Genomic DNA, 18,971 nt, shown 5'->3' on the forward strand with positions numbered 1-18,971 from the left:
GTAAAAAACAATGTTATCGTTCAAAAAACAGCATAAATTGTTCACTTATTCGTCCGAAAAGCAAGAATATCCATTGACAGCAGGCCCCGAGATCTCTAGAATTCAGCGTCCTTTTTCGATGGGCTTTTCTGGTGAAAACACCACATTGTTCTGGCAACAGTATAATGTGTTACCAAAAACGCCTATGTTTAACTAAATATAAGTGAGACTTTGGTCATGAAAAGAACATTTCAACCGAGCAATCTAAAGCGCAAGCGTTCTCACGGTTTTCGTGCTCGTATGGCGACTAAAAATGGTCGTAAAGTACTAGCAGCTCGCCGTGCAAAAGGCCGCGCTCGTCTTTCTGCTTAATTAGAAAGACGCCAAAAGTGGGTGAGAATAATTTTTCAAGGGAGTTACGTCTGTTAACTCCCACCCACTTTACCTATGTGTTTGATGACGCAACCCCTGCTGTATCCCCCTCTTTTACTGTTCTAGCTAGAAAAAATACACTTTCTAATCCTCGTTTGGGTATTACGCTCGCTAAAAAACGTATTCGTAAAGCGCACGATAGAAATCGATTAAAACGATTAGTCAGAGAAAGTTTTCGGCATAAGCAGCACAACTTACCCAATGTTGATATTATCGTTATTGGCAAGTCAGGCGCTGACAACCTTAGCAACCAAGAAGTTTTCGCTACATTGGACAAGCTATGGAAAAAATTAAACAAGCGTTGCGGCAACTCTTAATTGCTGTGCCTTTGGCCTTGATAAAATTTTATCAATGGTTCATTTCTCCTATATTAGGGCAACGATGTCGTTTTCATCCTTCTTGTTCTTGGTATGCTATAGATGCATTAAAAACACACGGATTAGTAAAAGGCGGTTGGTTATCTATTAAACGCATATTAAAATGCCACCCTTTGCATGCCGGCGGATATGATCCAGTGCCGGAAAAACAACAAGATAAACACTCAAAATAAAGAGACCTCTATGGAATCGCAACGTAGTTTTCTGATAATTGGCCTTGCGCTAGTTAGCTTTTTGCTTTGGCAATCATGGCAAAAAGATTATGGGCCGCAGCCAGTTGTGCCTGTTGAGCAACAACAAACGCAAGAGACATCACAAGGCGTACCGTCATTTGATGAAAATGGCAGCGAAGATGTACCTAGTAGTGATAGCGTTCCTGCTGCACAACCTATCGCAGCGGCGCAAAGTTCAAACCGCATTATTGAAGTAAAAACCGATACGCTTGATTTACGCATCGATTTGCTAGGCGGCGATGTAGTATCAGCAGACTTACTTAAGTTTCCGGTAGAGCAAGGTTCGGATATTCCTTACAGCCTACTTCGCTCTGGCAACGGTCTTTATGTAGCGCAAAGTGGCCTAATCGGTGCTCAAGGGCCTGATGCAAGCAGCAGTGGCCGCCCGGTGTATAATGCGCAAAGTGACTATTATGAAATGACGGGCGACACCCTTGTTATTCCTCTTACATGGAAAAACAACCAAGGCTTGTCAGTTACCAAAACCTTCACTTTCACAAAAGGTCACTATGACGTAAACGTAAGCTATAGCGTTGAAAATGGTACCGGTAGCGCAGCAACGGTTCAACCGTATGCACAGCTTAAGCAAGTAATGGAATTTGAAGACGACGGCAACATGTTTATGCCAACCTATCGCGGTGCCGCTTTTTCTACCGAAGACGACCGCTATCAGAAATATTCGTTTGACGAGATTGAAGATGACAACCTGCGTGAGACCACAAAAGCGGGTTGGGTAGGCATGCTAGAGCACTATTTTGTATCTGCATGGGTACCTTCACAGGAGCAAACCAATACCCTTTACTCGCGTAACTTAAAAAATCAGTATGCGGTAATTGGTGTGTTGCAACCGTCTGAAAGCGTAGCGCCTGGTGAAACCAAAACCCTTGCGTCTACCCTTTATATGGGTCCTAAAGATCAAGAAAGCCTAGCGAAGATTGCGCGCGGCCTAGACCTAACAGTGGATTACGGTATTCTTTTCTGGATTTCACAGCCGCTATTCGCCCTTCTTACATTCCTTCATAGCCTAGTTAATAACTGGGGTGTGGCAATTATCCTTATCACTATTGTAGTGAAAGGCGCAATGTACTGGTTAACCAAGAAGCAATATGAGTCAATGGCGCGTATGCGTAACTTAGCGCCTAAAATGCAGCAGCTTAAAGACCGCTTTGGCGATGACAGACAGAAAATGTCGCAAGCCATGATGGAGCTATACCGCAAAGAAAAAGTAAACCCGATGGGCGGCTGTTTACCCCTTCTTCTGCAAATGCCTATCTTCCTAGCCCTTTATTGGGTACTGATGGAAAGTGTTGAACTACGCCATGCAGACTTTGTGCTCTGGATCACAGATCTTTCTACAAAAGACCCATACTTTGTACTGCCTATTCTAACAGGCGCGAGTATGTATCTATTGCAAAAACTTCAGCCAACCACCATTACTGATCCAATGCAGCAAAAAATCATGCAGTGGATGCCGGTAGCAATGAGTGTGTTCTTCCTGTGGTTCCCTGCAGGTCTGGTACTATACTGGCTAGTCAGTAACGTGATTACCTTGGTTCAAGCCAAAATGATTTATGCTTCCATGGAGAAGCGGGGCATCAGCAGTAAATAACACGCTGATCAATTAATTATACAGCCCGCCTATGCGGGCTGTTTTGTCTTAAAAGATAGAGGATTAACCTGTGCCATCATTTGATATTGTTTCAGAAATCAACATGGAAGAAGTTCGTAACGCCACCGAGAACGCAAGCCGTGAGCTATCTACGCGTTTCGATTTTCGCGGCATTGACGCGAGCTTTGAGTACAAAGATAAAACCGTGGTCATGAAAGCTGAAGCTGAATTCCAACTTCAGCAAATGGAAAGCATGTTTAGAACGGCGATGTCTAAACGTAACGTAGACACTTCATCTATGGATGTTAAACCCTACGATGCACACGGTAGAACTTACCGTCAGACCATTACCTTTAAAGAAGGTATTGAGCAGCCGATGGCGAAGAAGATTGTGAAGCTGGTGAAAGACGCCAAAATCAAAGTGCAAACGGCTATTCAAGGCGAAGAACTTCGCGTAACAGGTAAAAAGCGTGATGATTTGCAGCAAGTGATTTCGCTGGTTAAAGAGTCGAACTTAGGCCAACCTTTCCAATTTAAGAACTTCCGCGACTAATTATGGAATCACTCACCCTTTCTACCGACACTATTACTGCACAAGCGACAGCGCCCGGCCGTGGCGGCGTAGGTATTGTGCGTGTTTCAGGTCCTAAGGCTAAAGCCATCGCAGAGGCGTTAGTACCAAGCGCACTAACACCACGTCTTGCGACCTACACGCCGTTTGTTGATGCTAACAACAGCGTAATAGACCAGGGCATAGCACTGTTTTTTAAAGGGCCAAACTCTTTTACCGGAGAGGATGTGCTTGAGTTACAGGGCCATGGAGGCCAAGTAGTGATGGACATGCTGATTGATGCCGTGCTTGCGACGGGCCATGCCCGGCTTGCCAACCCCGGTGAATTCAGTGAACAGGCCTTTTTGAATGATAAATTAGACCTTGCGCAGGCAGAGGCGATTGCCGACTTAATTGATGCAAGCTCTAAACAGGCAGCCAAAAGTGCACTGCGCTCGCTACAGGGTGAGTTTTCCACACAAATTCAAACGTTGTCTGACCAAATCGTACACCTTCGTATGTACGTAGAGGCGGCTATTGATTTCCCTGAAGAAGAAATTGATTTTTTATCTGACGGTAAAGTATCGGGTGACTTAAGCGCAATCATGCAAAGCTTAACCAAAGTGCGCGAGCAGGCTAAACAAGGAACCTTGTTGCGCGAAGGTATGCAGGTGGTTATAGCGGGGCGCCCTAACGCCGGTAAATCGAGCTTATTAAACGCCCTAGCAGGACGGGATAGCGCTATTGTTACTGATATCGCCGGTACTACCCGCGATGTACTAAAAGAGCACATTCACATTGATGGTATGCCGGTGCATATTATCGATACTGCAGGTCTTCGTGAAAGCCCAGATAAAGTAGAGCAAATAGGCATTGAACGTGCGTGGCAAGCTATCAATGAAGCTGACCACGTATTATTCGTTGTAGACTCTACCGCAACATCAGTTATCAACCCTTATGAAATTTGGCCAGAATTTATGGCGCGCTTGCCACAAGGCATTCCCGTTACCGTAGTTCGCAATAAAGCGGACTTGAGTACCTTAGATATCGGACAAAGCACGGTTGCTACCGAACAAGGCGATATCTCGGTTATCAACTTATCTGCCAAAGAAGGTAGCGGTGTCGATACGCTAAAAGCACATCTGGCAAAAACAATGGGCTTTGATACGACCACCGAAGGTCAGTTTATTGCGCGAAGACGACACATAGATGCACTCGATCAAGCCTACAGCTATGTAAGCACTGGTGAACAGCAGCTACATGACGCCATGGCCGGTGAATTACTCGCTGAAGAATTGCGCTTGGCTCACCAGGCACTATGTGAGATAACGGGTGAGTTCACATCCGACGATCTCCTTGGCAAGATTTTTTCATCGTTCTGTATCGGCAAGTAGCGTAATAAACAAAGTGATAAGTAAGAAGGTGAATAACCTAACGGATAAAACTTACTTACGTTAAGACGATAATCGAAAATAGAGAAGCAACCCAATAATGAGCAAGCATTTTGAAATCATCGTTGGCACCATGTTAGGCGCCGCAGAATACGTGGCAGATGCCATTGCGGAAAAGCTTGATGCGAGCGGGCACACCCACACTATTCACGCTGAACCTAATCTGGACGAAATAAAAACAGAGTCAACGTGGATCGTGTGCACGTCTACCCATGGAGCAGGCGAACTTCCTGATAATATACAACCATTTGCCAAACAACTAGAAGGCGCGGATTTAAGCGCAGTAAACGCTTATGTTATTGGTCTAGGTGACACCAGTTACGACACCTTTTGTTTCGGCGCGAAAGAAATGGAGAAGCACATAAAAAACGCTGGTGGTACATTAATCACTGATGCCCTTTACATCGATGTGCTTGAACATCCTATTCCTGAAGAAGCTGCAGTAGAATGGTTTGAAGAAAAGCTGGCCAATGCTTAACAACACCATCAATGTGGACATTGCACTATGAACAGCAATCTTACCCAAGCTGAACTAGCGGCGTTGCAATCTCCCCTTTCTAACGATTGCCGGGTACTTTATTTACTTGGGCTTCGAACAGGTGCAAATGCGGCAACGACATCGTCAGCACCTATTGATTATAAGCAATTATTGAACTTGCTAAACGGCGACAGCAAAGACGAACCTTACCAACGCGGTCGTCAAATCAATAGCTTGGTGAAGCAGCTTGAACAAGTGGGGTTGGTTGCCCTGCCCCTTGAACTTGATCTTGAGCACACAATCAACGGGAAAACCCTACTTCTTCCGCTTCTAAGCGAGCCACAATCGGACTTCGACCAACTACATGCCCGTCATAGCGCCATGACCGCTAATTGGACGCCCAATAAGGCGTTGTTTGAAGAAATGGCCTCGCTACTTGGTATTATCGACAAAACATTTGATGACAATGAGGTGGGTGAATTCATTGCCTATTGGTTAGGAAGACCAAGTTCAGTGTTTAGCGAATTCCAATGGACACAAAAGTTTGCCAACAATATCAAGCGCAAGCGTCTCGCTTCAGGCTACGCACCAACAAAGGTGGTGGGAACGCAACAAGTGAAAGTTGCAGCCGGCATAGAAGCAGATGATAATGCTAGAAAGCTGGTGGAAAAGTATGCCGCAACAAAGAAGAGTTAATTCATTATGGATCGTATAACTGACAAAATTGCTAATCTTGCCAAAGCGCTTAAAAAAGATGTCGATCCCAATGGTGAGTACATCGACTACAAAACGCTGCGCAAGCAGTATGAAGCGAAAGCTAACGAGGAAGTATCACAACTACAGCAGCGCAGTAAGAAAGCGCGTGTAGAAGCTATCCATGGCCGTTCTGACCTAAATCCAAAGTGGACGTTTGCTAACTTAGTGGAAGACAGTGACGATGTCATAGAAGCTGTTTCTATCGCACAGTCGTTTATTGCTGCTCATGATGATCCAGCGTGGCGCCAAAGTGGCTCTCATATGATGATTTTCTATGGCGATTATGGTCGTGGTAAATCTCATATTGCGGGTGCTATTGCTCATCAACTTATCGAGCAATATGAGATCTCTGTGCTATACCGTCAGCTTTCGACTCTGCTCGAAATGCGCAACTTTTCTTTTGATTTCTCTGCTACCGATAATGCTAGTCAGCGTTTCAGAGAAATTAACCAAGAGCTTTTAGACGTAGATTTACTTATTTTAGATGAGGTCTGTGTCAACGAGTCTGCACTTAAGAAAAACGCACAGAGCTGGTTTGGGAACTTACTCAGACAGCGCTTAGTGAATAAGAAAAACTGTATCTTAATCACTAATCACAACTTAGCAGAACTTGAAAATGCCCTTGGTCGTTATTGTTTCGAATCGATTAAAGAGTACGATACTTACAAAGTTCGATTCCAAGGCCCAAGCCGCCGTGAAGGCTTAACTATCGAACAAGAGGATATGCAAGGCTCTGTTGCACAGCCACGCTATCAACCTAACCAGGTGCGCTAACAGCACCTGGTTTCCTCTCTCTCAAAACCTTGCCCTTACTCTGCTAGGTCTTTTCCTTCATTAAACCTTATTGCATGTTCCTGTTGTGCCAGGTAATAGCGAATAACTTAGCCTATTGATCACGCTTTTTACCAAAACAATACGGTTTCAATTCATAGATACACTCAACGATCTCCTGCAGTTAAACAAGTAACCATTCTTACAGACCGACTTCTTCCTTGTAAAAGTGACTGTATTTTGGTCATTTCCTATGTTTTTCTCCTGAAAAATGGGCTGTTTTGAAAAAATAATCTTGTCGTTCATAAAAACGTGCACTTTTTTTGAAGGTGTTGATAAATGCGATCGGGCGATCTAATCACAGCTTTTGGAAAAGATCTCCTCCACAATATGATCACGCTATAACGCACGTATCTACACGATCTTTTGATCGCGATACATAAATAGCAAACATTTTATCCCCAGTTGGATCACATCTTGATCACCCCTGTGGATAGGATCCTACAAACCACTGTGCATAAGCTTTGATCGAAAAAAGAATAACTTTTCAAACGATTCGGGGTGTGGATAAAAAGGCCATTTATACACAAGTTTGAGGTAGGGTTATGGATCGGGGTTTCCCAATGTTATTGATCGCGTAACTTGATGATCTTTATGTGCTTTGATCGGTTACCCACAGCTCTTGATGATCCTAATAAAAGTAAAAATAAACAGATCTAAAAGAGATCTTAAGATCTTATAATTCGATCACACCTTTTCAAAAACAGGTTTTGAGGAAAATTTAATCATTTTCTTTATCCAATAAGTCAGATAAAATACGCGCCCTTTTTTCAGCAGTCTCTGCGTGAGAAAAATTAGTTTTTAATCGGCTTATCGTAAGTTAATAGTGAGGTTTAACCATGTTTTATGCTGAAGCATTTGATGTCATCGTTGTAGGTGGTGGACATGCAGGTACAGAAGCGGCACTTGCAGCTGCTCGCATGGGTGCAAATACGCTTTTGCTCACTCACAATATTGAAACGATAGGCCAGATGTCGTGTAACCCTGCAATTGGTGGGATCGGTAAAGGCCATCTTGTAAAAGAGATCGATGCGTTAGGTGGTGCAATGGCACTGGCTATCGACAAAGGTGGTATTCAGTTTAGAACATTGAATTCTTCTAAAGGCCCAGCTGTTCGTGCAACGCGTGCGCAAGCTGACCGTACGCTTTACAAAAACGCTATTCGCGACATTGTTGAAAATCAAGAAAACCTAACCTTGTTCCAACAGAGCGTTGACGATCTGATTGTTGAAAACGATCAGGTATGCGGTGTTGTTACGCAAATGGGCTTGAAGTTTAAAGCTAAGTCAGTGGTACTGACAGTGGGTACTTTCCTTGGCGGAACCATACACATTGGCTTGGAAAACTATCGCGGCGGTCGTGCCGGCGATCCACCGTCTATCGCACTTGCAGATAGACTACGTGCCCTTCCGTTTCGTGTTGACCGTTTAAAAACTGGGACACCAGCAAGACTTGATGCTCGCTCGTTAGATTTTTCTGTAATGCAGCCTCAACCTGGTGACAATCCTACGCCGGTATTTTCGTTCATGGGTGATAGAAGCATGCACCCTACACAGATCCCGTGCTATATCACCCACACTAACGAAAAAACCCACGATATCATTCGCGGGGGATTAGATCGCTCACCCATGTTTACTGGGGTTATCGAAGGTATCGGACCGCGCTATTGCCCAAGTATCGAAGATAAGATCACCCGTTTTGCAGACAAGACATCGCATCAAATTTTTGTTGAGCCAGAAGGTTTAAACAGCATTGAAGTTTATCCAAATGGTATTTCAACCAGTTTGCCATTTGACGTACAGATGAACCTTGTCCGCTCGATTAAAGGTTTTGAAAATGCCCACATTGTTCGCCCGGGTTATGCGATTGAATATGATTTCTTTGATCCACGCGATCTGAAACAAACACTGGAAACGAAGTTTATTCGAGGTTTGTTCTTTGCTGGCCAAATTAACGGTACCACTGGTTATGAAGAAGCGGGTGCGCAAGGGTTAGTAGCAGGCGCAAACGCAGCGCTACAAGTTCAAGAAAAAGACCCGATGATTTTACGCCGCGACCAAGCATACATGGGTGTACTTATCGACGACTTAGCCACCATGGGTACGAAAGAGCCGTACCGCATGTTCACTAGCCGTGCGGAATACAGACTACTGCTTCGTGAAGATAATGCCGATAGCCGTCTAACCGCAATGGGCCGAGAGATTGGTCTTGTTGATGATGCACGCTGGGCGAAATTTAACGACAAGATGGAAGCGGTAGAAAGTGAACTGCAGCGTCTACGCGGTCAGTGGATTCACCCTGATCATGCGGCAACGCCTGAACTTAATACCATGCTGAAAAATCCGGTGAGTCGTGAACATTCTCTTGAAGAGCTGATCCGTCGACCTGAAATGACTTACGGTCAGTTAATGGAAATTGAAAGTGTTGGCCCAGGTCTTGAAGATCCGATTGCTGCAGAGCAAGTGGAAATTCAAATTAAGTACGCCGGCTACATTGCCCGTCAAATGGATGAAATCGCGAAAACGCAGCGACACGAAAATACCTTGTTGCCGGTTGATATGGACTTCAGCAAGATTTCCGGCTTGTCGAACGAGGTTGTAGCCAAATTAACCGAAGCCAGACCGGAAACTATTGGTAAAGCGTCGCGCATTTCGGGCATTACCCCGGCGGCCATTTCTTTACTGCTGGTTTACCTTAAAAAACACGGCATGTTGCGTAAGCATGAGAAAATCAGTGCGTAAAACACGCGCTTAACTCAACACATTACTCGCAGCGCTTAGTTTTTCCTATTTATTCGCGTATTATGATAATCATAATTGCCTAAACTATACGAAAACTAGAAAAACTCGGCGCTTTTCACACTGTCCCATTGCACCAATTTACATTCGTTGTGCGGCTTTGATTAATCCATGTGCCTTTTTCAAGCGCACTTGTATCGAGCATGAATAGCTGCATTAAGAAACAGCTGTAAATGAGCGGCAAATAACGATTCGCCACGCGTGTTTATAGTAGGGACTGTGTAGAGCAAAAAAAATATTTAACGCGAACAGACAGATTTTTCGATGACGATACAGCAAGAATTGCACACCATTTTGGTGTCTGGACTCGATGCCCTTTCACTAGATTTAAGTGATAAGCAACAGCAGCAGTTAGTTGACTATGTGCTGCTCATGGACAAATGGAATAAGGCGTACAACCTGACTTCTGTGCGCGATCCTAAGCAAATGATGGTGAAACACATTCTAGATTCGCTGGCGATTGTGCCCTTTCTTGATGGTAACAATATCATTGATGTTGGAACGGGCCCTGGCCTTCCAGGTATGCCGTTGGCAATCGTGTTTCCAGATAAATCATTCACATTGCTTGACTCATTAGGCAAGCGTGTACGGTTTATGACCCAATGTGTGCACACGCTTGGATTAACTAATGTAACTCCAGTGCAAAGCCGCGTTGAAGAGCACAATGGCGATACGCCTTACGATATTGTGCTAAGCCGAGCTTTCGCTTCGCTAAAAGATATGTTGCACTGGTGTCAGCATCTGGTAGATTCAGAAGGTCAATTTTTGGCGCTTAAAGGTCAGTTTCCACAAGATGAGATAGACGAAGTGAGTGATCACTTCCATGTGAGCAAAACGGAAAACCTCACTGTGCCAAATTTGGTAGGCGAACGACATCTGGTTTGGCTAAAAAAGAAATAGCCGAAAAATAGAAATACACGAGAACAGGATCTAACGTGGCTAAGGTAATCGCGATCGCGAATCAAAAAGGTGGTGTTGGAAAGACAACCACTGCAGTTAACGTGGCAGCGTCAATGGCAGCAACTAAACGCAAAGTGTTGCTGATTGATCTCGATCCACAAGGTAATGCAACCATGGGAAGCGGCGTTGATAAATACGACGTCGAGTCTACGGCATTTGAATTGTTGATTGAAGAAAAGCCAATTAACGATGTTATCGTTAAAGCGACAAGCGGCAAGTATGACCTCATCGCGGCGAACGGTGACGTAACCGCGGCAGAAATTAAGCTGATGGAAATGTTTGCCCGTGAAGTAAGGCTTCGCAACGCGCTGAAGCCCGTTATGGATTACTACGATTTTGTCTTTATCGACTGCCCGCCTTCGCTAAACCAGTTAACTGTGAACGCCCTGGCGGCTGCCGATTCGGTAATGGTGCCTATGCAGTGCGAATATTACGCATTAGAAGGCCTCACTGCCCTTATGGATACCATTCAAAAACTGGCATCTGTAGTGAATCCAGAATTGAAGATTGAAGGCGTATTGCGTACTATGTACGACCCGCGCAATCGCCTCGCTAACGACGTTTCAGAACAGTTGAAGCGTCATTTTGGTGAACAGGTTTATCGCACGGTTATTCCGCGCAATGTTCGTCTAGCTGAAGCACCGAGCTTCGGTACGCCAGCGATGTACTATGATAAGTCATCGACAGGCGCTAAAGCCTACTTGGCACTGGCGGGTGAAATATTGCGTCGTAGGGACAAAACAACGCCTGCACAGGCAAAAGCAAGTTAAACGACAATAAGCTGAATACTATCAGCACATGCCATAGAGGACACTATGTCAGCACGTAAAAGAGGCCTTGGCCGCGGTTTAGATGCGCTACTCGCAACCAGCCAATCATCTGCTCAAAAAGAACAAGATGCCGCCGAGGTAAATTCAACCAACGGTGAGTTGAGTAAACTCCCTATTGAATACTTAGTGCCGGGCAAGTATCAACCCCGTAAAGACATGTCACCTGAGGCATTAGAAGAATTGGCATCGTCTATTCGCGCTCAAGGAATCATTCAGCCTATCGTAGTGAGAAAGGTCGACGAACACCGCTATGAAATCATTGCTGGTGAACGTCGTTGGCGCGCTTCGCAGCTAGCACAACTAGACGAAGTGCCTTGTTTGGTTAAGAACGTGCCTGATGAAGCGGCAGTGGCCATTGCCCTTATCGAGAATATCCAGCGTGAAGATTTAAATGCAATGGAAGAGGCGCAAGCCCTTGACCGTTTAATGAGTGAATTCGCGCTTACTCATCAGGAAGTAGCCGAAGCGGTGGGCAAGTCACGCACCACGGTGACAAATTTACTTCGCCTGAATAATTTGAACGACGATGTAAAACTGTTAGTTGAGCACGGTGATATTGAAATGGGTCATGCTAGAGCGCTGTTAGCGCTAGAAGGTGATACCCAGTCGGAAACGGCGCAAGTAGTATCAGGCAAAGGTCTTACCGTGCGCGATACGGAAAAGCTTGTTAAAAAGCTTTTAGAGCCAGCTAAACCTAAGCCTGAGAAGAAAGTTGATCCCGACGTGCAAAACCTTATGACACGACTTTCAGAAAATTTAGGCACACCTGTGAGTATTGACCACAATGCGAAAGGCAAAGGTAAGCTGACTATTAGCTTTAACGATCTTGAACAACTAGATGGGATTATCTCTAAAATTCAATAGCTTATAATAATAAGAATTTAGATGGTTCCTTTGCCTACCCGCAATTGATACGCTGTTCGGAGCTAATACCGGACACTCTCCTTTCCGGTTATAGCAATAGAAAATTTTCAGAATAACTTTCAAAAAGCGTTGTACTGTTGAAAATTGTCGGTAAAACAGTATACTTCTGACGCTTTTTGTAAGACGTGAACAAGCTGCGAGTAAAAGTGACGAACAAGTTAGCAAAACGCGGGCTAGACCTCGCAAAAAAAGGGCTACTTTTTCAGGCTGTCACGGCCCTATTCGTTACGGTCATCGCAGGTGCTGCGGGAGGAAGTCATTCCGCCATGTCGGCAGCAGCAGGCGCTCTAATCAGTATCCTGCCCAATAGTGTTTTTATGGCTTTCGCGTTTCGATACGCAGGTGCAAGTAAAAACGACCTTGTTGCACGTAGTTTTAGCCAAGGCTCAAAATTGAAGCTGGCATTGACAATCATTTTATTTGTAATTGCTTTTAAAGGTTTAAACGCCGCGCCATTAGAGATTTTCATGGCATTTGTGATTACAACCGCTAGCCACGGGCTAGCCATGTTTCATTACGGTACGAAACAATAAAGACAACGCAAGGCGTTGCGATAACGAAAACAACGTAATCGACCGATTGAGACAATAGAACCAGTCACCAAATTTTTACACTTTACAACTTGGGTTAAACAATGGCATCTGAATACACTACCTCAGAATACATCAAGCACCACTTGACCAATGCCACCATGTGCTCAACTGACAACGGAATTGCTTTTAACAAAGCGTGTTCTGACGCCGGTTTTTGGGCATGGCATGTTGATACACTGGCATGGTCTATCGGTCTTGGTCTTCTTTTCCTAATTATCTTTAGAAGCGTTGCTTCAAAAGCGACAACAGGCGTACCTGGCAAAATGCAGGCGTTTGTTGAGCTTGTTGTTGAGTTTGTTGACGACAACGTGAAAAGCACTTTCCATGGTAAGAGCGCACTTATTGCGCCATTAGCGCTAACTATCTTTGTATGGGTATTGCTAATGAACCTTATGGACTTGGTGCCAGTTGATCTTATTCCATGGGTATCTGGTCTTATTGGCCAGGCGGCTTTTGGCATGGATCCACATGACGTTTACAACAAGGCAGTTCCAACCACTGACCTTAACTTAACGTTCGCACTGGCTTCAGGCGTGTTTATCCTTATTCTTTTCTATTCAGTCAAGATGAAAGGCATTGGTGGTTTTGCGAAAGAGCTAACTATGCAGCCTTTCGGTCACCCTATCTTTATTCCGGTGAACTTTATTCTTGAAACCGTTACTTTGCTGGCGCGTCCGCTTTCACTAGCACTGCGTTTGTTCGGTAACTTGTATGCCAGTGAGCTAATCTTCATTTTGATTGCTACAATTGGTTATTTCCAGCTTCCACTGCACTTCATGTGGGCTGTGTTCCATATTCTGGTACTTCCGCTTCAAGCGTTTATTTTCATGATGCTTACCATCGTGTACTTAAGCCTGGCGTGTGAAGACCACTAAGCATTAACGGGTGTTGGTTTTTATTTGTAACCGACACCGTTTTTACAGAGTTTGACTTTTAAACATTAACTTTAAATTTAACTTAAATCGGAGACGTAAATGTTATACATCGCTGTTGCACTACTGATTGGTCTTGGTGCCCTAGGTACCGCTATTGGTTTCGGTCTACTAGGTGGTAAATTCCTTGAATCTGCTGCTCGTCAACCTGAACTAGCACCTCAACTACAAGTTAAGATGTTCATCGTAGCGGGTCTTATCGACGCCATCGCGATGATCGGTGTTGGTATCGCTCTATACCTATTGTTCGCTGTTGGTGCCTAATTCTACTAAACACTTTTTTAGCGAACTTTAAGAGGAGGGGCGATTGTGAATTTTAACGCCACTTTTATTGGTCAATTAATCGCCTTCGCTGTGTTCGTGGTGTTCTGCATGAAATATGTATGGCCTCCACTAATGGCAGCGATTGAAGAACGTCAGAAGAAGATTGCCGATGGGCTTGAAGCTTCTGAGCGTGCAGAGAAAGACCTAGAGCTTGCTCAAGCGAAAGCTACTGAGCAATTGAAAGATGCGAAAGCGCAAGCAGCTGAAATTATCGAGCAGGCTAAAAAGCGTGCCAACCAATTGGTTGACGAAGAAACGCAAAAAGGCCATGCGGAACGCGAAAAAATTATCGCTTCTGGTTATGCCGAGATTGAAGCTGAACGCAATCGTGCCAAAGAAGATTTGCGCAAGCAGGTTTCTGCACTTGCAGTAGCTGGCGCACAGCAAATCTTACAACGTGAAATCGATGCAAACGCACAAAACGACATTGTTGAAAAACTTGTCGCTGAGCTTTAATAGGGAGATGAGCCATGTCTGAATTGACAACCGTTGCTCGTCCTTATGCTAAAGCTGCTTTCGATTTTGCTGTCGAGAAAGATGCCGTTGCAAAATGGCAAGAAATGCTTGCCTTTGCAGGCGCTGTAGCAGCGAACGATGACATGCACCAGCTTTTGTCTGGTGCGGTTGCCGCTGACACGCTAGCCGACATTTTTAACAATGTTTGTGGTGAGCAACTCGACGAACACGGCCAAAACCTAGTTAAGGTGTTGGCTGAGAATAAACGTTTAGCCGCGTTGCCTGAAATTTCTACTTTGTTTGACGCCTTTAAAGCAGATTACGACAAAGAAATAGAAGTGGACGTAACCTCAGCATCTACGCTGACTGATGCACAACAAAACGAGTTGGTTGCATCTTTGGAAAAACGTTTGGCACGTAAAGTGAAGCTTAATTGTAACGTGGACCCTGCCCTGATCGCTGGAATGGTAATAAATGCCGGTGATACAGTAATTGATGGTTCCGTAAAGTCGAAATTGAACCGTCTAGCAGACGCGTTGCAAGCATAACGGGGATAAGAGCATGCAACTTAATTCCACTGAAATTGCTGAACTGATCAAGAAAAGAATTGAACAGTTCAATGTAAGCAGTGAAGCACGTAATGAAGGTACTATCGTCGCAGTAACTGACGGTATTATCCGCATTCATGGCCTTGCAGATGTAATGCAGGGTGAAATGATTGAGCTTCCTGGAAGCCGTTACGCAATTGCACTAAACCTTGAGCGAGACTCTGTAGGTGCAGTTGTTATGGGTCCTTATGCGGACCTTAAAGAAGGCGATAAAGTACAATCTACTGGCCGTATTCTTGAAGTACCAGTAGGTAACGCACTACTAGGTCGTGTTGTTAACACACTAGGTGAGCCTATCGATGGTAAAGGCGCAATCGACGCTGCTGGTTTCGAACCAGTTGAAAAAATTGCACCTGGCGTAATTGAACGTCAATCGGTAGACCAGCCTGTACAAACTGGTTATAAGTCAGTTGACGCCATGATCCCAGTAGGTCGTGGTCAGCGTGAGCTTATCATCGGTGACCGTCAGTGTGGTAAAACAGCAATGGCTGTTGACGCTATCATCAACCAAAAAGGTACAGGCATTAAATGTGTGTACGTAGCGGTTGGTCAGAAAGCATCTACTATCGCTAACGTAGTACGTAAACTAGAAGAGCACGGTGCACTTGACCACACTATCGTGGTTGCAGCATCTGCATCTGAGTCTGCTGCGCTTCAATACCTAGCGCCTTACTCTGGTTGTACTATGGGTGAATTCTTCCGTGACCGCGGTGAAGACGCGCTAATCGTATATGATGATTTGTCTAAGCAAGCTGTTGCTTACCGTCAAATCTCACTACTACTTAAGCGTCCACCAGGCCGTGAAGCTTACCCAGGTGACGTATTCTACCTTCACTCACGTCTACTAGAACGTGCTGCACGTGTAAACGAACAATACGTTGAGCGTTACACAAACGGCGAAGTGAAAGGTAAGACAGGTTCATTGACTGCGCTTCCAATTATCGAAACGCAAGCTGGTGACGTATCTGCATTCGTACCAACTAACGTAATCTCAATTACCGACGGTCAGATCTTCCTAGAAACTGACTTGTTTAACGCAGGTATCCGTCCAGCGGTTAACGCTGGTATCTCGGTATCTCGTGTTGGTGGTGCTGCACAGACTAAAATCATCAAGAAGTTGGGTGGCGGTATCCGTCTAGCCCTAGCTCAGTATCGTGAACTTGCGGCGTTCTCGCAGTTTGCTTCTGACCTTGATGACGCAACTCGTGAGCAACTTGAGCACGGTGAGCGCGTAACTGAGCTAATGAAGCAGAAGCAGTACGCACCACTTTCAATTGCTGATATGGGTGTATCTCTGTTCGCGGTAGAAAAAGGTTTCCTTAAGGGTATCGAGCTAAACAAAATTCTAGATTTTGAAGCCGCTCTTCACTCTTACATGAACAGCGAACACGCTGACCTTATGAAGACTATCAACGAATCAGGTAACTACAACGACGAGATTGCCTCTAAGTTGAACGACGCTTTAACAAACTTTAAAGCGACACAAACTTGGTAATCAATGGTGCTGGTGTTTAACCACCAGCGCAATTCGTTGAGTAATCGGAGAGATAGTCATGGCCAGCGGTAAAGAAATAAAAGGTAAGATTGGGAGTATCAAAAATACTCAGAAGATTACCAGTGCGATGGAAATGGTTGCTGCGTCTAAAATGAAAAAGGCGCAGGAACGCATGGCTTCTGGCCGTCCATATGCACAAAATATGCTTAAAGTGATTGGTCACATTGCAAACGGTAACCTTGAATATCGCCATCCTTATTTGGAAGAGCGTGAAGTCAAGCGCGTCGGTTACATTGTGATTTCCACTGACCGAGGCTTATGTGGTGGCTTGAACACCAATGAATTTAAGCTCGTCACTCAAGACGTCAAAAAATGGCGTGAACAGGGTGTAGAAGTGGATTTCGCTGCATTAGGTTCTAAAGCGTGCAGTTTCTTCAACCGCTTTGGTGGCAAGTTGCTTGCTGCTGAATCTGGTTTAGGTGACAAGCCGTCTGTGAGCGATGTAGTGGGTGTTGTACGCGTTATGCTTAAGGCGTACGACGAAGGACAAATTGACCGAGTATTCTTGGTATTCAATGACTTCGTTAACACCATGACACAGAAACCTGTGATCAATCAGTTATTGCCTTTGCCAAAGTCAGAAGACGAAGAATATCAACATCGTTGGGACTACATCTACGAGCCAGATCCAAAAGAAATTTTGGAAGCACTAATGGTTCGTTACATTGAGTCTCAGGTGTATCAGGGAGTTGTAGAAAACGCGGCTTCAGAGCAAGCTGCGCGAATGGTTGCCATGAAGGCAGCAACCGACAACGCCGGTAACCTTATTGATGAGTTACAACTGGTATATAACAAAGCGCGTCAAGCTGCAATCACACAAGAAATCAGTGAGATTGTTAGCGGTGCCGCAGCGGTGTAGGCAAAGGTTTAAAAGAGATAACGAGGACAAATTATGAGTCAAGGTAAGGTCGTCCAAATCATTGGCGCCGTTGTGGATATTGAGTTTCCACAAGATGCGGTACCAAGAGTTTATGACGCACTACGAGTTACCGAAGGTGACTTGTCAGGTCTAACCCTGGAAGTGCAACAGCAATTAGGTGGCGGTGTTGTTCGTGGCATCGCACTAGGTACTACTGACGGACTAAAACGTGGTCTTGAAGTAGAAAATACCGGTAACCCAATCATGGTTCCAGTTGGTACGAAGACACTAGGTCGTATCATGGACGTATTGGGTAACCCAATCGACGAAGCTGGCCCAATTGGTGAAGAAGAGCGTATGTCTATTCACCGTGAAGCGCCTAGCTACGAAGATCAGTCTAGCTCGGTAGAACTACTAGAAACTGGTATCAAAGTAATCGACTTGGTTTGTCCATTCGCTAAGGGTGGTAAAGTTGGTCTATTCGGTGGTGCGGGTGTAGGTAAAACCGTAAACATGATGGAACTTATCCGTAACATCGCAATCGAGCACAGCGGTTTCTCAGTATTCGCTGGTGTTGGTGAGCGTACACGTGAGGGTAACGACTTCTATCACGAAATGAACGAATCAAACGTACTTGATAAAGTATCGCTTGTATACGGTCAGATGAACGAGCCACCGGGTAACCGTCTACGTGTTGCACTTACCGGTCTAACAATGGCTGAGAAGTTCCGTGACGAAGGCCGTGACGTTCTATTCTTCGTAGATAACATCTATCGTTATACCCTAGCAGGTACTGAGGTATCAGCACTTCTAGGTCGTATGCCGTCTGCGGTAGGTTACCAGCCTACTCTTGCAGAAGAGATGGGTGTACTTCAGGAACGTATTACGTCAACGAAGACAGGTTCAATCACTTCAATCCAAGCGGTATACGTACCTGCGGATGACTTGACTGACCCATCTCCAGCGACAACCTTTGCTCACTTGGATGCAACGGTAGTACTTTCTCGTGATATCGCGTCTCTAGGTATCTACCCTGCGGTAGACCCTCTAGATTCAACGTCTCGTCAGCTAGACCCGCTAGTAATTGGTCAAGAGCACTATGACGTAGCACGTGGCGTACAGACTGTTCTTCAGCGCTATAAAGAGCTGAAAGACATCATCGCGATCCTAGGTATGGACGAACTATCTGAAGAAGACAAGCAAGTGGTATCACGTGCTCGTAAGATTCAGCGTTTCCTATCTCAGCCGTTCTTCGTAGCAGAAGTATTTACTGGTGCACCTGGTAAATATGTATCGCTAAAAGACACAATCAGTGGCTTTAAAGGCATTCTAGACGGTGAATACGATCACCTTCCAGAGCAAGCCTTCTACATGGTTGGTTCTATCGAAGAAGCGCTAGAGAAAGCCAAAAAAGCATAATGACAAGGCTAGCACTA

Annotated in this window: 21 protein-coding genes; all 21 read left to right on the forward strand. The window is 44.9% G+C overall.

Annotated elements, in window-relative coordinates; translation table 11 throughout:
- Positions 1–216 precede the first annotated feature (216 nt).
- The 21 genes from rpmH (at position 217) to atpD (ending at position 18,954) form a co-directional block, all read left to right on the forward strand.
- Positions 217–351 carry a 50S ribosomal protein L34 gene (gene rpmH, locus ACXAFM_RS09330; RefSeq protein ID WP_014290886.1) on the forward strand — a complete coding sequence of 45 codons (135 nt, stop codon included), beginning with the start codon at positions 217–219 and terminating at the stop codon, positions 349–351.
- A 17-nt stretch (positions 352–368) separates the two neighbouring features.
- Positions 369–728: a ribonuclease P protein component gene (rnpA, locus tag ACXAFM_RS09335; protein ID WP_334059820.1), complete on the forward strand. Its 360-nt coding sequence runs from the start codon at positions 369–371 to the stop codon at positions 726–728.
- Complete coding sequence (gene yidD, locus ACXAFM_RS09340) at positions 713–961, forward strand: membrane protein insertion efficiency factor YidD (protein WP_205422076.1); 249 nt, start codon at positions 713–715, stop codon at positions 959–961. Before rnpA ends, yidD begins: the two co-directional genes overlap by 16 nt.
- A gap of 10 nt (positions 962–971) precedes the next feature.
- Positions 972–2,630, forward strand: a complete 1,659-nt coding sequence (gene yidC / locus ACXAFM_RS09345; protein WP_474828900.1) for a membrane protein insertase YidC — start codon at positions 972–974, stop codon at positions 2,628–2,630.
- 70 nt (positions 2,631–2,700) lie between these two features.
- A complete protein-coding gene (locus tag ACXAFM_RS09350; RefSeq protein WP_014977844.1) occupies positions 2,701–3,183 on the forward strand; it encodes a YajQ family cyclic di-GMP-binding protein in 483 nt (160 codons plus the stop codon).
- A gap of 2 nt (positions 3,184–3,185) precedes the next feature.
- Positions 3,186–4,574, forward strand: coding sequence for a tRNA uridine-5-carboxymethylaminomethyl(34) synthesis GTPase MnmE (mnmE, locus tag ACXAFM_RS09355; protein ID WP_474828901.1), 1,389 nt, complete (start codon positions 3,186–3,188; stop codon positions 4,572–4,574).
- A 97-nt stretch (positions 4,575–4,671) separates the two neighbouring features.
- Positions 4,672–5,109, forward strand: coding sequence for an FMN-binding protein MioC (gene mioC, locus ACXAFM_RS09360; protein WP_474828903.1), 438 nt, complete (start codon positions 4,672–4,674; stop codon positions 5,107–5,109).
- 27 nt (positions 5,110–5,136) lie between these two features.
- On the forward strand, positions 5,137–5,805 hold the full coding sequence (locus ACXAFM_RS09365; RefSeq protein WP_474828905.1) for a DnaT-like ssDNA-binding domain-containing protein: 669 nt from the start codon (positions 5,137–5,139) through the stop codon (positions 5,803–5,805).
- Positions 5,806–5,811: 6 nt separating this feature from the next.
- Entirely contained in the window at positions 5,812–6,639 is an 828-nt protein-coding gene (locus ACXAFM_RS09370; protein ID WP_071960318.1) for an ATP-binding protein, read from the forward strand.
- An 896-nt stretch (positions 6,640–7,535) separates the two neighbouring features.
- Positions 7,536–9,437: a tRNA uridine-5-carboxymethylaminomethyl(34) synthesis enzyme MnmG gene (mnmG, locus tag ACXAFM_RS09375; RefSeq protein WP_474834324.1), complete on the forward strand. Its 1,902-nt coding sequence runs from the start codon at positions 7,536–7,538 to the stop codon at positions 9,435–9,437.
- 321 nt (positions 9,438–9,758) lie between these two features.
- Positions 9,759–10,394, forward strand: a complete 636-nt coding sequence (rsmG, locus tag ACXAFM_RS09380; protein WP_334038552.1) for a 16S rRNA (guanine(527)-N(7))-methyltransferase RsmG — start codon at positions 9,759–9,761, stop codon at positions 10,392–10,394.
- Positions 10,395–10,429: 35 nt separating this feature from the next.
- Positions 10,430–11,224 (forward strand): ParA family protein, encoded by a 795-nt coding sequence (locus ACXAFM_RS09385; RefSeq protein WP_014951455.1) that lies wholly within the window; start codon positions 10,430–10,432, stop codon positions 11,222–11,224.
- Positions 11,225–11,269: 45 nt separating this feature from the next.
- Positions 11,270–12,148, forward strand: a complete 879-nt coding sequence (locus tag ACXAFM_RS09390; RefSeq protein ID WP_474834326.1) for a ParB/RepB/Spo0J family partition protein — start codon at positions 11,270–11,272, stop codon at positions 12,146–12,148.
- Positions 12,149–12,354: 206 nt separating this feature from the next.
- Entirely contained in the window at positions 12,355–12,741 is a 387-nt protein-coding gene (locus tag ACXAFM_RS09395) for an ATP synthase subunit I (protein WP_474828916.1), read from the forward strand.
- A gap of 101 nt (positions 12,742–12,842) precedes the next feature.
- Positions 12,843–13,676, forward strand: coding sequence for a F0F1 ATP synthase subunit A (atpB, locus tag ACXAFM_RS09400; RefSeq protein ID WP_474834328.1), 834 nt, complete (start codon positions 12,843–12,845; stop codon positions 13,674–13,676).
- A 99-nt stretch (positions 13,677–13,775) separates the two neighbouring features.
- Positions 13,776–13,997 carry a F0F1 ATP synthase subunit C gene (gene atpE, locus ACXAFM_RS09405; RefSeq protein WP_012520222.1) on the forward strand — a complete coding sequence of 74 codons (222 nt, stop codon included), beginning with the start codon at positions 13,776–13,778 and terminating at the stop codon, positions 13,995–13,997.
- 45 nt (positions 13,998–14,042) lie between these two features.
- Complete coding sequence (gene atpF, locus ACXAFM_RS09410; protein WP_014951452.1) at positions 14,043–14,513, forward strand: F0F1 ATP synthase subunit B; 471 nt, start codon at positions 14,043–14,045, stop codon at positions 14,511–14,513.
- Between the two features lie 14 nt (positions 14,514–14,527).
- Complete coding sequence (atpH, locus tag ACXAFM_RS09415; protein ID WP_014951451.1) at positions 14,528–15,061, forward strand: F0F1 ATP synthase subunit delta; 534 nt, start codon at positions 14,528–14,530, stop codon at positions 15,059–15,061.
- Positions 15,062–15,074: 13 nt separating this feature from the next.
- Positions 15,075–16,616: a F0F1 ATP synthase subunit alpha gene (gene atpA / locus ACXAFM_RS09420; protein WP_014951450.1), complete on the forward strand. Its 1,542-nt coding sequence runs from the start codon at positions 15,075–15,077 to the stop codon at positions 16,614–16,616.
- A gap of 58 nt (positions 16,617–16,674) precedes the next feature.
- The gene (gene atpG, locus ACXAFM_RS09425) at positions 16,675–17,535 is read left to right on the forward strand and encodes a F0F1 ATP synthase subunit gamma (protein ID WP_012520217.1); all 861 of its coding nucleotides are present in this window, start codon (positions 16,675–16,677) and stop codon (positions 17,533–17,535) included.
- Positions 17,536–17,568: 33 nt separating this feature from the next.
- On the forward strand, positions 17,569–18,954 hold the full coding sequence (gene atpD / locus ACXAFM_RS09430; protein ID WP_474834330.1) for a F0F1 ATP synthase subunit beta: 1,386 nt from the start codon (positions 17,569–17,571) through the stop codon (positions 18,952–18,954).
- Positions 18,955–18,971: the final 17 nt, after the last annotated feature.

Source organism: Alteromonas sp. ABD4_190, assembly GCF_056160105.1.

Excerpts from the sequence above, each read along its gene's own strand:
- mioC (WP_474828903.1), top strand. The coding sequence starts at position 4,672 with ATGAGCAAGCATTTTGAAATCATCGTTGGCACCATGTTAGGCGCCGCA.
- mnmG (WP_474834324.1), top strand. The coding sequence starts at position 7,536 with ATGTTTTATGCTGAAGCATTTGATGTCATCGTTGTAGGTGGTGGACAT.
- atpD (WP_474834330.1), top strand. The coding sequence starts at position 17,569 with ATGAGTCAAGGTAAGGTCGTCCAAATCATTGGCGCCGTTGTGGATATT.
- rpmH (WP_014290886.1), top strand. The coding sequence starts at position 217 with ATGAAAAGAACATTTCAACCGAGCAATCTAAAGCGCAAGCGTTCTCAC.
- yidC (WP_474828900.1), top strand. The coding sequence starts at position 972 with ATGGAATCGCAACGTAGTTTTCTGATAATTGGCCTTGCGCTAGTTAGC.
- atpA (WP_014951450.1), top strand. The coding sequence starts at position 15,075 with ATGCAACTTAATTCCACTGAAATTGCTGAACTGATCAAGAAAAGAATT.
- atpB (WP_474834328.1), top strand. The coding sequence starts at position 12,843 with ATGGCATCTGAATACACTACCTCAGAATACATCAAGCACCACTTGACC.
- ACXAFM_RS09370 (WP_071960318.1), top strand. The coding sequence starts at position 5,812 with ATGGATCGTATAACTGACAAAATTGCTAATCTTGCCAAAGCGCTTAAA.
- mnmE (WP_474828901.1), top strand. The coding sequence starts at position 3,186 with ATGGAATCACTCACCCTTTCTACCGACACTATTACTGCACAAGCGACA.
- atpH (WP_014951451.1), top strand. The coding sequence starts at position 14,528 with ATGTCTGAATTGACAACCGTTGCTCGTCCTTATGCTAAAGCTGCTTTC.
- atpG (WP_012520217.1), top strand. The coding sequence starts at position 16,675 with ATGGCCAGCGGTAAAGAAATAAAAGGTAAGATTGGGAGTATCAAAAAT.
- ACXAFM_RS09390 (WP_474834326.1), top strand. The coding sequence starts at position 11,270 with ATGTCAGCACGTAAAAGAGGCCTTGGCCGCGGTTTAGATGCGCTACTC.
- rsmG (WP_334038552.1), top strand. The coding sequence starts at position 9,759 with ATGACGATACAGCAAGAATTGCACACCATTTTGGTGTCTGGACTCGAT.
- ACXAFM_RS09365 (WP_474828905.1), top strand. The coding sequence starts at position 5,137 with ATGAACAGCAATCTTACCCAAGCTGAACTAGCGGCGTTGCAATCTCCC.
- atpE (WP_012520222.1), top strand. The coding sequence starts at position 13,776 with ATGTTATACATCGCTGTTGCACTACTGATTGGTCTTGGTGCCCTAGGT.